This window comes from Brevibacterium sp. K11IcPPYGO002, assembly GCF_050920635.1.
In the GTDB taxonomy this organism is placed as follows: Bacteria; Actinomycetota; Actinomycetes; order Actinomycetales; family Brevibacteriaceae; genus Brevibacterium.
Map to the genome: position 1 here is coordinate 3406146 of NZ_CP131929.1, position 15206 is coordinate 3421351.

13 protein-coding genes and 1 tRNA gene are annotated in these 15206 nt (G+C 66.3%); 3 read left to right on the forward strand and 11 right to left on the reverse strand.

From position 1 onward, the window contains the following. Positions 1–105 precede the first annotated feature (105 nt). Positions 106–181: transfer RNA gene (locus tag QYM46_RS15685), tRNA-Arg, on the forward strand. Between the two features lie 173 nt (positions 182–354). On the opposite strand, the gene QYM46_RS15690 is transcribed toward QYM46_RS15685, so the two are convergent. The 6 genes from QYM46_RS15690 to pdxH form a co-directional block, all read right to left on the reverse strand. Continuing rightward, positions 355–1419, reverse strand: coding sequence for a universal stress protein (locus QYM46_RS15690; protein WP_169253182.1), 1065 nt, complete (start codon positions 1417–1419; stop codon positions 355–357). A gap of 145 nt (positions 1420–1564) precedes the next feature. Further along, entirely contained in the window at positions 1565–2065 is a 501-nt protein-coding gene (locus QYM46_RS15695; RefSeq protein ID WP_432789718.1) for an HNH endonuclease, read from the reverse strand. Between the two features lie 651 nt (positions 2066–2716). Beyond that, a complete protein-coding gene (locus QYM46_RS15700) occupies positions 2717–3535 on the reverse strand; it encodes a C40 family peptidase (protein WP_432789719.1) in 819 nt (272 codons plus the stop codon). Between the two features lie 500 nt (positions 3536–4035). Then, complete coding sequence (locus QYM46_RS15705; RefSeq protein WP_025780343.1) at positions 4036–4722, reverse strand: metal-dependent transcriptional regulator; 687 nt, start codon at positions 4720–4722, stop codon at positions 4036–4038. A gap of 264 nt (positions 4723–4986) precedes the next feature. Beyond that, entirely contained in the window at positions 4987–6459 is a 1473-nt protein-coding gene (locus QYM46_RS15710) for an aldehyde dehydrogenase family protein (RefSeq protein WP_432789720.1), read from the reverse strand. A gap of 76 nt (positions 6460–6535) precedes the next feature. Continuing rightward, positions 6536–7207 carry a pyridoxamine 5'-phosphate oxidase gene (pdxH, locus tag QYM46_RS15715; RefSeq protein WP_432789721.1) on the reverse strand — a complete coding sequence of 224 codons (672 nt, stop codon included), beginning with the start codon at positions 7205–7207 and terminating at the stop codon, positions 6536–6538. A 175-nt stretch (positions 7208–7382) separates the two neighbouring features. Here pdxH and serC point away from each other — a divergent pair, with 175 nt between their 5' ends. Next, positions 7383–8564, forward strand: coding sequence for a phosphoserine transaminase (gene serC, locus QYM46_RS15720; RefSeq protein ID WP_432789722.1), 1182 nt, complete (start codon positions 7383–7385; stop codon positions 8562–8564). A gap of 373 nt (positions 8565–8937) precedes the next feature. Here the strand turns inward: serC and QYM46_RS15725 are convergent, their stop codons facing one another. The 5 genes from QYM46_RS15725 to QYM46_RS15745 all read right to left on the reverse strand — a co-directional run bounded on the left by QYM46_RS15725 (position 8938) and on the right by QYM46_RS15745 (position 12918). Further along, positions 8938–9435, reverse strand: coding sequence for a DUF456 domain-containing protein (locus QYM46_RS15725; RefSeq protein ID WP_432789723.1), 498 nt, complete (start codon positions 9433–9435; stop codon positions 8938–8940). Positions 9436–9625: 190 nt separating this feature from the next. Then, on the reverse strand, positions 9626–10903 hold the full coding sequence (locus QYM46_RS15730; RefSeq protein WP_169253191.1) for an MFS transporter: 1278 nt from the start codon (positions 10901–10903) through the stop codon (positions 9626–9628). Positions 10904–10911: 8 nt separating this feature from the next. Then, a complete protein-coding gene (locus tag QYM46_RS15735; protein WP_432789725.1) occupies positions 10912–11871 on the reverse strand; it encodes a DUF3027 domain-containing protein in 960 nt (319 codons plus the stop codon). Continuing rightward, the gene (locus QYM46_RS15740; protein ID WP_101594737.1) at positions 11871–12251 is read right to left on the reverse strand and encodes a cold-shock protein; all 381 of its coding nucleotides are present in this window, start codon (positions 12249–12251) and stop codon (positions 11871–11873) included. Before QYM46_RS15740 ends, QYM46_RS15735 begins: the two co-directional genes overlap by 1 nt. Before the next feature lie 436 nt (positions 12252–12687). Then, a complete protein-coding gene (locus tag QYM46_RS15745) occupies positions 12688–12918 on the reverse strand; it encodes a hypothetical protein (RefSeq protein ID WP_025780328.1) in 231 nt (76 codons plus the stop codon). Positions 12919–12992: 74 nt separating this feature from the next. Between QYM46_RS15745 and QYM46_RS15750 the strand changes: the two genes are divergently transcribed. After that, positions 12993–15140, forward strand: coding sequence for a helicase-associated domain-containing protein (locus tag QYM46_RS15750; RefSeq protein WP_432789726.1), 2148 nt, complete (start codon positions 12993–12995; stop codon positions 15138–15140). Positions 15141–15206 lie beyond the last annotated feature (66 nt).

The following is a 15206-nucleotide window of genomic DNA, read 5'->3' on the forward strand; positions in this document are numbered from 1 at the left end:
TTCGACCCTAACGAGAATCTGTCCATAATAGGTGCTGGCACACCGTGGAACAGTGAGGTTTCTTCTACGCTACACTGGGTGATCGTGGTTGAGGATGACCACCTGGCCCCCGTAGCTCAGGGGATAGAGCACGGCTCTCCTAAAGCCGGTGTCGCGCGTTCGAATCGCGCCGGGGGCGCCAGAATCACCTGACGAAGCCAACACCGGTTTCCGACGTCGTCCTGACCCATGATCACCGAGGATCCACCCTCGCCGAGGCGGCCGATCGATCTGATCGGCCGCCTCGGCGATTTGCGTCCGCACCATCGGACAGATCCGAGTCGCGGACTTGGGCCTCCCCGGCCCGGACGGAGTCTAGAGCCCCGGCTCCGGCGGGGCCTCGTTGTGCTTGCGGCGACCGTGATCGCGGGCGACGCGGACGACCATCGTCGGGCATTGCGAGTACGGCAGCACCGACTGCGAGGTGGAACCGAGCAGGAGACCGGCGAATCCACCGCGACCGCGCGATCCGATGACGAGCACCTCGGCTGTGTCAGAGGCTCGGACGAGCACCTCGGCGGGTTGGCCGTCGAAGAGCGTCCAGGTGACGTCGAGATCCGGGAACTCCTCGGCCAGACGCTGTTTGGCGACGACGAGTTTGTCCGCCCCCTCGTTGACGAGTCGTTCGAGATCGGCGGTGCTCGGCAGCCATTCGGGGCCGATGACCGTCGTGGTGATCACGGCGACGATGTGCAGCGGTGAACCGCGGCGCACGGCCAGTCGGGCAGCCTTCCACAGCGCCGGGGACTCGGCACCGAGGGAGTCGACGCCGACGACGACCTTGCCGTCGAAGCGCAGACCGTCGATCGACTCGGCATCGGGGTCATGGGTTTCGACCTCGACGCCGTCCTGCCGGATCGGCCGTGACGAGGTCGGATGCGCGGGACGCTCGGCCTGGTTGTCCCAGCACGCGGGGACGACCACCGTCGGACACGCCGAGTGCGCAGGCAGTGCGCTCGAGACCGTCCCGAGGAGACGACCGGCGAAACCGCCGCGACCGCGGGACCCGACGACGGTGAGGCAGCCGGTCTTCGATTCGTCGATGAGCACGCCGGCGGCATCGCCGATCTCGATGACGGCTTCGACGGGGACTCCGGCCGCCTTGACCTCGGCAGCCGCCTCCTTGAGCGTGTTCGTCACGGCCGCACGGATCGAACTGTCGTCGATGGGCACATAGGACACGTCGATCGCGGCAGCCGCCACGCTCGGGATCGTGTAGGCACCGACGAGGCGGATCGGACGGTCTAAGGAACGTGCTTCTTGGATCGCCCAGGCCAGGGCGTTGCGGCTCGGCGGAGAACCGTCGATTCCGACGATGACGGCTTCGGTCTCGCCGGCCGGGGCCGGGTCGGGATTCTGGGGGCGATCCTGCTCACTCATCGCAAGCTCCTTGGGTCGAAGCGAACTTCTGTTTCGTCCACCCTAAATCACAATGACTGTGAGAACTTCGCCTATGTCACATCGTTATCCGAATTCCGTCAGCATTCGGACAACACCGTTCCCTATCTGGGACGATGCCGGATTGTCAGGCGGCGCTGGAGTATTCGAGGAACGGGCGCCACTTCTCGACGGGTCTGTCGATCCCACGCATCCACAGCTGCCCCAGGCGGGGCTCCTGCGGGAGGAAGTTGAGCTTCCATCCGATCTCACCGAGGGTGCGGTTGCCTTTGCGGTTGTTGCATTCGCGGCAGCAGGCGACGAGGTTCTCCCAGGTGTTCGCTCCCCCACGGGAGCGTGGGAGCACGTGGTCGACTGTGTATGCCGGTTTGGAGCAGTAGGCGCAGCGGTGGCCGTCCCGGCGCAGGACTCCCCTGCGGGAAAGCGAGACGCGACGGTTGCTCGGCGGGCGCACATAGCGGGTGAGCAGGATGACGGAGGGCTGATCGAGACTCATGTGCTCGGATCTCACCGGAATGTCCTCTGCGGCCAGGACTGTTGCCTTTCCGGTCAGCACGAGCACCACGGCCCGTGTGAACGGAACGATCGACAGCGGTTCGTAACCGGCGTTCAGCACGAGAGTCTTCATATCTCGCCCCTCATCTTCTTCTCTTCCGGGCCGAAACCGGCTGCCCCGGCCCCAGGGAACACAAAAGGCGCCGTGCTCATGGGCACGACGCCTGGGAAAGAGGGCACGGAGACAGATATGTGCTCCGCGCCAGAGACTGGAGCGGCTATTCGAATTATTCGACTATGCCCCATCTGCTTTCCTTCGAATCAGCGGTCGACACCATTTGGTGCCCACCTATCATGGAACTCAATCTTCTCCAGAGTAACGCCGCGCGCGCCCGTGACCCAATTCATACGGCTCGCGTCACGGAAACTTCGGCTTGCGTTCACCGAACCGGGAGTTCAGCGCACTCACCGGACCGGGCGCACGCGGGCCGGCGCAAGCGGGCGGGCGCACGGGCGGTCGGCCCGCCTCGGCGAGGTTGTCGGGCGCAAGCGGGCCGGCGGGCGCACGGGCAGTCGGCCCGCCTCGGCGACGTTGTCGGCCGAATGGAGCACATGCACTGCTTCGAAATTCATATGTGGTGATCTTGATCAGTACGTATGAATTTCGAACCAGAGAATGCTGACACACTGCCGGTGCGCGGACTCAACTTTCCGGGCATACGAAAAGCTCCCCGTGCGACTCGAGGACCGTCGAGTCGTGCGGGGAGCTTTTCGGTGATGAAGATCAGAGAACGCGGATGAAGGTGACGTTGCCCATCCAGCTGTAGCTGCGCTTCGAGGTTCCCGAGCTCGGCGAACCGGCATCGTACATCTGTCCGCCACCGGCGTAGATGCCGACGTGGCCGGGGTGCCAGATGAGGTCACCGGGCTTGGCTTCGGACTGCGAGACGATCTGGCCTGCACCCTTCTGGGCACCGGAGGTGCGGGGCAGGTTCACGCCGACGTGGCTGTAGACCCAGGAGGTGTATCCGGAGCAGTCCCAGCCGCTCTGGCTGGTTCCACCCATGACGTAGGGGGTTCCGACACCCTTGGCCGCCCAGGCGAGGACCTGCTCGGCCTTGGATCCGTCGATGGATCCGGCACCCTTGGAGTCGGACTCGCCCGAATCGGACGATCCGCTGTTGGCGGTGTCGTCGGAGGTTCCGGCCGACTCATCGGAGTCAGCGGAGGAGGTTTCTGCAGGCTCGGGCTTGGGCTCGGGCTTCGGGGCAGCCTCGGCGGTGATGGCCTTGCTCTCGACGCCGAAGGAGTCGGACTTCTTGTCGTCCTTCTTGCTGTTCGAGTCGTCGCCGATGGTGACGGTCTGGTTCTCGAAGTCGACCTTCTGGGTGGTCTCGGCTTCTGCGGAGACCTTGTTCTGGTCGTCGGCTCCCTGGCCGGCGGCCGGCATCACTGCGGCGGTCAGCAGACCACCGCTGGCAGCGACAACAGCTGCACGACGGCCGAAGACGCCCGAATTGGCGTTCAGAAGTTCAGTGAGTTCGGTCAGTGGAGTCTTGACCTTGGCATCGGCGGCGCGGCGGCCATGCTGCTTAGTTGCCACGTTTTCCCTCTCGTTCCTATTGGCTGTCTCAGCCAACCGCCGCTATCGGTCCTTGGTATCTCGCAGCGAGCGCGGCGCTCGGATCTCGCTGCGAAGTCGTCAGTGCGTGAACGACCTCAACAACTGTAACCAATCGGTGACTGATTGTCACGTTTTTGTCACAACCACCGGAGGGAAACCGTGATGTTTTCCATAAACGTGCAGGTCAGAGGCCTGAAATGGCTTGAAATATTCGTAACATTTTCTCGTTATACGATGCGACCCAGAGGGCGGAGAACCGCTCCCTGGGTCGGAGATCACAGTGATTTGTAACGAATCGGGGCTCAGGCACCCGCTCTTTCGTTACCGCTGCTCATCCTCGTCGTTATCGAGCCACCGCCTCGACGTTACGGAACTCCAGACTCGACGCTACGGAACTCCAGCCTTGCCGCTATCGAGCCACTGCCTCGATGTTGCGGAGCTCCAGTCCCGTCGCTATCGGACTGAGACTTCTGTACGCCTCAGCTCCGGTAGGCGAAGACGTGCGAGGCAGTCTCGACCGGCAGGTCGAGCACGTCCTGCGCGCCGGGCACCTGCACGGTGATGTATTCGCCGTTGCGCGAGATCTCGACGTCGCTGCCCGGCAGGACACCGGCGACCTGGAACTGCTGAAGCAGGTGAATATCGACCTGCAGGGGTTCGGCCAGCCAGGCGATCGTCAGCTTCTTCGCGCCGTCCCGGCCGACCGCCGTGGCGAGGTCAATGACCTCGGTGGCCGTCGAGGCTTCGCCGCCGATGACGTCGAGGCCCGGGATCGGGTTGCCGTAGGGCCCGGTGGAGGTCTCGGACAGCAGCTTCACGAGCTTGCGCTCGACCTGCTCGCTCATCACGTGTTCCCAGCGGCAGGCCTCGTCGTGGACGAGTTCCCACTCGAGTCCGACGACATCGGAGAGAAGGCGCTCGGCCAGACGGTGCTTGCGCATGACGTCGGTGGCGATCCGACGCCCCTCCGGAGTGAGCTCGAGATGACGGTCATTGCCGACGTGGAGCAGACCGTCGCGCTCCATCCGCGCCACGGTCTGTGACACGGTGGGACCGGAATGATCCAGGCGCTCGGCGATGCGGGCACGCAAAGGCACGATCGACTGTTCCTCGAGCTCGATGATCGATTTGAGGTACATCTCGGTTGTATCAATGAGGTCGTTCACTTCTGACCAGCCACTCCACTCTTCGTCTTCAGGTCGTTTCGACCGTTTCAGGCGCTGTCACCAATTCGGGTCGCTGCGACCCTGTCCCGCCCCGCACAGGCGAACCCGTTCGCGGCCGTTGCGATCTGGACCAATCCTATCGTGCGTTCAGCGAATCCCGTGAGTCGAGGAATCGCCCGGGTCCGCGCACGACATCGCCCGCCGCCGGACGGCTCAGGCTGCATGGGTTTCGGCCCGCCCGCGCAGGAATGCGCACCGACCCGCTCAGCCCGCATTCGTGTAGGTCGTCTTGTGCACCGTGAAGAACTCGCGTGCCGCCCGAGCCTGCTCGCGGGGACCAAAGCTCGACCCTTTCCGTCCACCGAAGGACACGTGGTAGTCCACGCCTGCCGTCGGGGCGTTCACCATGACCATCCCGGCCTGGGCGTAACGCTTGAAGTGGGTCGAATATTTCAGGGAGGTCGTGAAGATGCCGGCCGAGAGCCCGAACTCGGTGTCGTTGGCGACCGCGAGCGCTTCGTCGTAGTCGGCGACCTCGATCACCGAGGCGACCGGGCCGAAGACCTCGTCGACGTTGATCGTGTCGCCCGGCTTCGTGCCCGTGACCAGAGCCGGAGCGAGGAAGTACCCACCCGTGCCCGATTCGATGAGTTCACCGCCGGTGACTTCCCCACCCTCGGCCCGGGCCGTGGCGATGTAGTCGAGGTCCTGGTCGAGCTGAGCCCGGGAGACCACGGGTCCGATGGCGACTCCCGCGGCGCGGGCGTCGCCGACGGTCAGTGCCGCCATCTTCTCCTTGAGCAGTGCGACGAATTCGTCGTGCACATCGGAGGTGACGATGAGGCGGGAGGACGCAGTGCAGCGCTGACCGGTGGAGAAGAAGGCACCATTGATCGCGGCGTCGGCGGCCGCTTCGAGATCGGCGTCGCCGAGCACCACGAGCGGGTTCTTCCCGCCCATTTCGCACTGCACCCTGATCTGGTGGGCCGCGGCCGAGGCGATGACGGACCGTCCGACGGCGACGGACCCGGTGAAGGTCACGGCGTCGACCTTCGCCGAGGTGGTCAGGGCGTCCCCGACCACGGAACCGGGCCCCATGACGAGGTTGAGGACTCCGTCGGGCAGTCCCGCCTCGGCGAGGATATCGGTGAGCGCATACGCACTGGCGGGGACGAGTTCGGCAGGCTTGAACACGATCGTGTTGCTGAAGGCCAGCGCCGGGGCGATCTTCCAGGCCGGGATGGCGATCGGGAAGTTCCACGGGGTGATGATGCCGATGACGCCGATGGGTTCGTGCGTCATCTCGGCGATGAGTCCGGGGCGGACGGAGTCGACGATCTCGCCGGTGTTGCGGATGGTCTCACCGGCGAAGAACTTGAAGATCTGGGAGGCGCGCAGCACCTCGCCCTTGGCTTCGGCGAACTGTTTGCCCTCTTCCCGGGCGAGGAGGTCGCCGAGTTCGTCGGCGCGGTCGGCGATGAGGCTGCCGGCCTTGTCGAGGATCGCAAAGCGCTGCTGTGAGCCGAGGTCTGCCCAGGCGGGGGCGGCCGCACGGGCGGCATCGATCGCCGAGGCGACCGTGGCGGCGTCCGCGCGGGCAAAGCGGCCGATCACATCGGAGGGGTCGGACGGGTTCGTGTTCGTCGTTCGGTCCTCACTCGGCACCCGCCTGCCGCCGATGAGGTTGTCGAAGACCGCGTCGGGTCCGTACTGAGCAGAGGTATGGGTCGAGGTCATCGATACTCCTTCGTATTCGCGTATTCGTCGGTGAGCGCCGGTGATCGTCTGGCCTAGGGGTAGAGATCGTCGGGCCTCAGGGGTAGAGGCGCACGACCTCCCAGGACGAGGCGTCGTCGAGGCCGGCCGTTTCGTGGCTGCCGTCGGCCCGCCGGAAGACCCACCGGTCGTGGAATCGGTTCTGCTGGCCCTGCCAGAATTCGATCTCGAAGACGCGCACGCGGAATCCACCCCAGTGATCGGGACGCGGCACGTCACGGCCCTCGAGCTCGGCCGCCGCGGCATCGTATTCGACCTGCATCTGCTCGCGACTGGTCACCGGCTGGGACTGCTTGGACACGGTCGCCCCGATCTGCGATCCACGGGGGCGCACGGCGAAGTACGCGTCCGAGTCCTCGGGGGCGGCCACCTCGGCGAGGCCGCGGATGCGGACCTGTCGTTCCATGTCCTGCCAGGGAAAGTTCACGGCGATGCGGGGATCGGCCTGCAGCGCCCGGCCCTTCGCGGAGTCGTAGTCGGTGAAGAAGAGGAGTCCGCGCTCGTCGAGGCCTTTGAGCAGGACGATGCGCGAGCTCGGGCCCCATTCGTCGAGGGTCGAGACGGTCATCGCATTCGGTTCGCGGACATGGTCGGCCGCCTCGTCGTACCACTGGCGCAGCAGGTCCAGGGGTGCGGTATCCGGGTGTTCGAAGACGGCAGAGTCATAGGACTTCCGGGTCTGCGGAAGACGATCGACGGGCTCACTCATGTCTTCACTCTACGACGCGGCACGGACACGAGTCAGCCGGGTCCCGCCTCGGCGGGTGCGGTCGAGGCGGGCGATGTCGTGCATTCGTCGCAGGGAGTGACGGGGCGACGTCCGCCTTCCGTCACATGACGGACCGGTCCCGGGCGGCGGACGGGCTCGCCGTAGAATGTCGAGCGTGACTGCGACGAATATTGAGATCCCGAAGAACCTCCTGCCCGCCGACGGACGCTTCGGGTCCGGCCCGGCCCGGATCCGCCCCGCCCAGATCGAGGCGCTGACCTCGGCCGCGACCGAGGTGCTCGGCACCAGCCACCGCCAGGCGCCGGTGAAGAACCTCGTCGGCCGCATCCGTTCCGGACTGGCCGAGCTGTTCAGCTTGCCCGAGGGTTATGAAGTGGTGCTCGGCAACGGCGGGTCCACCGTGTTCTGGGACGTCGCGGCCTTCGGTCTCGTCCGCGAGCGGGCCGCCCACGCGACCTTCGGCGAGTTCGGTCAGAAGTTCGCGAAGGCCACCGACACCGCTCCGCACCTGAAGTCCTCGCTCATCCTGAACGCCGAACCGGGCACCGCCGCGATCCCGACGCCTGAGGCCCTGGCTGCCGCGGGTCTCGTGGGCTCCCCCGCCGAGGCGGCCGCCGGCGAATCCGCCGCCGACGTCTTCGCCTGGCCGCATAATGAGACCTCGACCGGTGTGGCCACTCGGATCGCCCGTCCGGCCGGGATCGCCGAGGATGCCCTCGTCGTCATCGATGCGACCTCCGGTGCCGGCGGCCTCAACGTCGACATCGCCGAGACCGACGTCTACTACTTCGCCCCGCAGAAGAACATGGGCTCCGACGGCGGCCTGTGGGTGGCGATCATGTCGCCGCGGGCGATCGCGCGGGCACAGGAGATCAAGGACTCCGGACGTTGGATCCCGACCTCGCTCGACCTGGTCACCGCGATCGAGAACTCGGCCAAGGATCAGACCTACAACACCCCGGCCGTGTCGACCCTGCTGCTGCTCGCCGAGCAGATCGAGTGGATCAATGGCAACGGCGGCCTGTCCTGGGCGGCCGAACGGACCGCTGAGTCCGCCGGGCTCGTCTACGACTGGGCGGAATCCGCCGAGGCGACCCACCCCTATGTCGTCGACCCGGCCGATCGTTCTTCGGTCGTGGCCACCGTCGACTTCGATGACTCGGTCGACGCGGCTGCCGTGGCCAAGGTGCTGCGGGCCAACGGCGTCGTCGACGTGGAACCGTACCGCAAGCTCGGCCGCAATCAGCTGCGCATCGCGACCTTCGTCTCCGTCGACCCGGCAGATGTGCGGGCACTGCTGAATTGCATCGACTTCGTCATCGACGCCCTCAAATAACGAGCAGCGCGCCGTCCGCGCAACTCCTCCACTCAGTGCCATAACCTCCCGTTGCACCGGGGTGTTATGGCACTCAGTGTGTCGGATGCTTCGGCAGGTGTAGGAGAAGGCACTCCGCGGACATATTGCCGCCAACGGTGAGGGATGCATGCGCCACGGGCGGAACCTGGGGCATCCCCCACCCTTCCCAATAAAACACCCCACTGCAACGAGGCGATTTGGCGCTAAAGGTGACAGATGCCCCAGCAGCCGTAGGAGAAGCCGCTACGGGTGCAAGCTGCCACAAATGGTTAAGGGATGCATGCGCCGACCCTCATGCGAGGTGTGGGGGACGTACAGACTGCTCGGAGCGAATCGTGCTCGGCGCTGTGCCTCAGGCGAAGAAGTGGATGAGCACGCCGATGCCGAAGGTGATTCCGGCGAGCATGGCGAGGATGAATTCGATGCCCGCGCCGATGCCGATCGCCTTGATCGACTCCCAGCTGGAGTTCCACGCCGTCTTCCCGTCCTTGAGGCGGGCATACTCGGCGAGGTAGAGGCCCGCGACGAAGCCGATCGGCAAGCCGAGTACCGGAATGACGAAGAAGCCGATGACGGCGAGCACCCCGCCCAGCAGCACCGAGGAGTTCGGCACCTGCATGGACTTGAGTTTGCGCCCGGTGAGCACGAGCGAGGCACTCATCCCCGCCGCGACGAACACGGCGACGATGGCGAAGATGATCCACGCGGCCGGCCCGCCGATGATGATCGCCCAGATGAGCACCGCAACGGCGATGAGGATCGATCCGGGCAGCACCGGCACGATGATGCCCAGGCACCCGACGAGGATCGCCAGGCCGACGAGCACCGAGGTGATGATGTCAGTTGTCACAGTCCGTCCGTTTCCCTTGCTCGACCCTCGAATCCCTCGCCGAGGCGGTCGACCGAAATTCTATGACACGAACCTCCGGGCCCGCCGAGTGCCTACCCCGCCGAGTGCCGACTTCCGCCCGACACCGCCCAGCCGAGTGCCAGCTCCTGCCGATGCCGCCCCACGAGCAGCAGCCCGCCCGCTCGTGCCCTCAGTGTGCGCTGCCGCCGGGCGGCCGGCCGTGGTAACTCAGGTGCAGCCGGATCCGCGACTTGGGGTCCCGGTGGAGTCGCAGCTCCTTGGCCGTGATCATCCACAGCAGTCCCACGGCGAAGGCGATGATCCCCGAGGCGGCTCCGACGACGAGCGCCATCCGCGGTCCGAAGGCATCGGCGACCCAGCCGGCCAAAGGGGCGCCGATCGGGGTGCCGCCCATGACGACGGCCGCGTAGATCGCCATCACACGCCCGCGGTAGTTCGGTGCGGTGGTCGTCTGCACGTAGGCATTCGCCGAGGTCATCATCGTCAGTGACGAGAAACCGACGAACATGAGCGAGGCGGCGAAGAGGTAGTAGTCGGGCATCAGCGATGCCACACCCACCGCCACTCCGAAGCCGCCTGCGGCGCCGAAGACGAAGCGCAGCCGGGGTTTCTCCCGCCTGGCCGAGACCAGTGCTCCGGTCACGGACCCGATGGCCATGACGGAGTTGAGCAGACCGAAGCCGCTGGCGTCCTTGCCGAACTCGATCTTCGCCATCGTCGCCGTGTAGATGTTGAAGTTGAATCCGAAGGTCGCAATGATGAACAGCACGACGAGCACGACCGTGATGTCCGGGCGCCTGCGCAGGTATTTCAGTCCGCCGAGCACCCCGCCTGCACCGCGCCGACCAGAGGGATGCAGCTTCGATCGGTCCAACCGCAGCAGCACGGTCAGAGTCGCCGCGAAGCCGAGCCCGCTGATGAGGAAGACGGGACCGGGACCGATGACAGCAGTGAGCACACCGGCCACGGCCGGACCGATCATGCGGGCGCCGTTGAAGGACGCCGAATTGAGGCTGACGGCGTTGGGCAGCAGCTTCTCACCGACGAGTTCGGAGACGAAGGCCTGCCTGGCCGGGTTGTCCAGGGTCGTGAGCATCCCGAGCGTGAACGCGAGCACGTAGACGTGCCAGAGGACGATGACGTCGGTGATGGTGAGGACGAAGAGGACGAGTCCGATGAATCCCAGCAGCGCCTGGGTGACCATGAGCAGACGCCGTTTGTCGAACTTGTCGACGAGGTTGCCCGCGAACGGGAACATGATCAGCTGCGGGCCCAGCTGCAGAGCCATGGTGATGCCCAATGCTGATGCGTTGTTGTCCGTGAGCATGGTCAGGACGATCCAGTCCTGCGCCGTGCGCTGCATCCATGTCCCGGTGTTGGAGATCAGGGCACCGGCGAACCAGTGCCGGTAGTTCGGCTCCGACAGCGACCGGAACATCTGGGACATCGAGTGGTTCAGCCCTCCTGGAACTCGAGCTCGCCGGAGTAGTCGTCGACGACGGCTTCGGCAGGCTCGTTGTTGGGCCGTCTCACATCGGTCTCCGAATGCGCCCCGCACCCGGATTCGAGTCCGACCACACGCCCGTCGAACGGTGACCACGCATTGGCGCAGACCCCGAACTTCTGGCGCAGCGATCCCGCGATCGGCATGAGGTAGCCGCAGCTGCCGCAATGTCCGGCCGCGCGTGAGGCGAACTCGCTGTCGGGGCCCGCATCGGATTCCGCCCAGCGGCTCGCCGCCGCGCTCAGCCCGTCGGAGGAGAGCACGCGTTCACGGCCGAGACCGAATTCGAAGTTCGCGATCTGGTCGATGTTGTCTGCGGAATTGTCCTCGGTCTGCTGGAAGCCCGGCTGCAGGTTCGGGTCCTGGTCGAGCTTCGGCAGGGTGTCGCGCGGACCCAAATCGCCGGGTTCGAGCCGTTCCTCCCACGGCACCCATTCGGGGGCGACGAGGGCGTCGGGTCCCGGCAGCAGCGCGGTTTCGCAGACCGTGACCTTCTTCGCTCGCGGTGCGCGGGCGAGCACGGCCACCCACCGCCACCCGCGATAGGTCGGGTCGGTGCACACGAAGTAATGGGTGACCAGACGGGTCGCCTCGGCCACCGTGCCCAGGTGTTCGCCGACGACGGCAGTGCCGGCCACCTCGGTGATGGCGGTGCGGGCGATGTCGATCGCCGCGGCCAGCTGGGTGTCGAGGACGACCTTCTCCGTGCCCGAGCGTGTGCGCCCGGTCTTCGCCCCCTTCGCCGAGGCGGTCGTGGCGGAATCCGCGGCGACCGCGCTTGCCGCGGCGGTCGGCTCAACCGCTGCGGCGGGCGCATCAGCGCCCGGGGTCGCCTCGGTGGTCTGTTCGGCGTCGTTCTCGACGGGCGCGGCGGTCTGCCGGGCCAGCCAATCACTGAACAGTGATGACATCAGGACTCCAAATCGTCGGCAATCGCCCGCAGCAGGCTGGCGACCTTGTTCCCATGGGTGGGGTCGGGGTAACGACCGTGCTGCAGTCCGTTGTTGAGGTCATCCAGTACTTTGATGACATCTTCAACCATAACTGCCATGTCCTCGGCCGGGCGTCGGCGGGCCTTGGCAACTTTGGCCGGAGTGGTCAGGGGACGGGCCTTGAGCACCTGCGCTCCGCGGCGGGAATCGACGACATCGTATTCGAGTCGGGTGCCCTTGGTGACGTCGACCCCTTCGGGCAGCACGGAGGAATGGAGGAAGGCCTGCGAGCCGTCCTCAGCGATGACGAAGCCGAAGCCCTTCTCGGCATCGAACCATTTCACGCGTCCGGTGGGCATGATGTCCTTTCTGTCTGGTCGTACCCGCGGTGGCGGGCTGATCATACGGTGCCCGCTGGTGCGGGCTGTGTGTCGGTCGGCCGCGGAATCGGATTCCGCAGCCGGGAAGCTGGTCGGATGGTGGGTCAGTGTGCAGGTCAGTGCGAGTTTGCAGGTCGGTGTGATCGAGTGCCCTGATGGCCGTCGGCCGGCGGTGCCGTCCGTGGGGCCGAGGGCATCGTATCGGCGATGAGATCTCCGGCTCGCTCACCCACTGAGGCCGTGAACTCCGTGCTGGTGAGCGCCTGATCGGCGGCGGGAGATCACGGGCACATGCGCGACCCGGTGGTCGGCCGCCTCGGCGAGGTGGGGGGGGTCGCACCGCCTCGATCACACTGTGCGGACGGGGTTCATGCCCGTCCCCGAACCTGCGAGGTGAGCGGCATGAACGGTGGTATCAGCGGTGGCCCACCCCGGTCTGTCTGCGTCGGATGGCGGCTCGGATCATGGCCACGCAGGCGAGGATGACGGCGATGGGCACGAGGATCATGGGCAGATAGGTCAGCAGCGAACTGGGGGTCAGTCCCATCCAGGCCTGACCGAGGACGCCGATGAGACCGAGCGCCCCGATGGCTGCGGCGGCAACCGCGGCGACGACGATGGCTGTGTCGACTCGAGTGGCTGACAATGCGCGTCCTTCCGTCCGATCTCTGATCCGTAATCTGCCCCTCCATTGTACCCCTCGCGATAGACTGATCTGCGATGTCCATGACCTTCAGCCAGTGGCTGTCCCACAGTGCAGATGCCGAGTTCGAGTCCTTCGTCCGGACGCGACGCGACCTCCTCCAACCCGAGTCCCCGACGATGGCGGCCCTGGCCGCGGCCGCGTCCTCACGCATCGGGGTCTCCCGCGGCATCGAAGCCCTCGACGCGGGCACGCTCGAGGTCTTCATCGCCTTGGCCAAGGCGGCCCGGACGACGCCGGAGATCGACGTCGCGGGCATTCCGCATATCGATCCTGCCCTCGCCGAGGCGGCCCTGCCCCGACTGCGCGACCTCGGCCTGGCATGGCCGGTCGGTGGGGACGAGGACAGTGCTGGGTCTGCGGTTGCGGGATCTGCTGAGTCTGCTGGGTCTGCGGTCGGGGGCGTGTGGAAGATCCAGTCCGAGGCCATCACCCTGCTGCCGACCTCGGCAGCCGAATCCTCCCGGGCCCATCCGTGGCAGATCGATGAGTCGTCGATCGATTCGAGCACGGCCGCGATCGGCCAGCCGCTCATCCACAACAGCGAACAGGCCGCCGTGGCCGAGGTCATCTCATCTCTGCGCGGGCTCGTCGATGAGCTCGCCGCCTCCCCGATCTCCCGGCTGACCAGCGGCGGCATCTCGAAACGGGATGTCTCCCGACTCGCCCGCACCCTTGAACTGAGTCTCGAGCAGACGATCACCCTGCTGCAGGCGGCGAAGTCGCTGCACCTCATCGGAGTCCTCGACGATGCGCTCGACCCGCAGTGGACGGCCGCCGATGATGCCGACTCCGCCCTCGCCGGTGATCGTGCCGACCTGTGGGCGGGCCTGGTCGGAGCCTGGCTGCGCGACCTGCTCGATGTCACTCAGCTGGCGGCCGGCGCAAGTGAGAACGAACGGCTGACCGTGCTCGCCGCCCCGAAGAAGTCCCTGTTCAAGGGGTACGGGCTGTCGGTGCCGGCGATGCCGCTGCTGCGCTTCGCCGTGCTCTCGGTCCTGCACGACATCGGCCTGGGTACGGCACGGTCGGCAGGGTGGATCCAAGCCGAGGTGCTGCGTCGTCATCCGCTGCTGCCGGCCCACGAGTTCGCGATGACCGAGGCCGTTCTCCACACGTGCGTCACCGTGGGGCTGGCGACGACACCGCTGCAGCAGCCGGAGCATTTCGGACCGAGCCGGTTCGGTCTCCGCCTGGCCGCCGGATTGGATCGGGCGATGGCCGAGCATGCAGCACAGGACCCCTCCATCCTGCCCCTGGGCGTGTCCGTCGAGGCCCTGACCGTGCCCGGGGATGTCATCGCCGCAGTCACCGAGGGGCTCGGAGCCGAGGTCGACACAGTGCTCATCCAGTCCGATCTCACCGCGGTGGCCACCGGACCGATCGAACCGCGGGTCCACCATATTCTGCGCAAGTACGCCGTCGTCGAGGCCCGCGGTCAGGGCACCGTCTATCGCATCGACGCCGAGACCATCGAGGACACGATGCAGGCCGGGCTCACCCCGGAGGAGGCGTTGGCCGAACTCGCCGAGATCAGTGCCGAAGAGCTGCCGTCGACGCTGGAGTTCCTCGTGCAGAACACGGCATCGAAGCTGCGCCGGGTGCGAGTGGCCGGTGCCCGGTCGGTGCTCATCGTCGACGATCCGGTCGACCTCGATGTCATCCTCTCCGACCAGGCGATGATGCCCGCCGGACTCGAACGTCTGGCTCCGACCGTGGCGATCGCCCAACTGGGCCCGGAGCGGACGATGCATCTGCTCGAGGCCTCCGATCATCACGCTCTGCTGCATTCGGCGGCCGGTCCCGTGCGCAAACGCCGGGTGATCACCGAATCGGAACCCGAGGTCAGCGTCAGGCGACGTCCGCGGGTCAGTGACGGCCACCTCGGCGAATATATTCGGATCCTGCGGTCCGCACCGGCGACGGCCGCACCGGTGAGCACGGATGAGCCATTGGGTCATATGGACCGTCTGCGGGAAGCGGCGGAGACGAAGCAGCGCGTGCTCATTCAGATCGCGGATTCCCACGGCAAGGAGCGGACGATCGAGATGCTGCCGGCCACCCTCAACGCCGGCCGCGTCCGCGGAGTGGTGACGACCACCGGCGCCGAGGCGTCCCTGTCCGTCGCCCGCATCGTCTCCGTAGACCCCTCCCCCTCCCCTTAACTGCTACCTGACGGGGGCCCAGCAACCTGGCGCGAGGTTGCTGGGCCCCCGTCAGGTAGCTCGGAG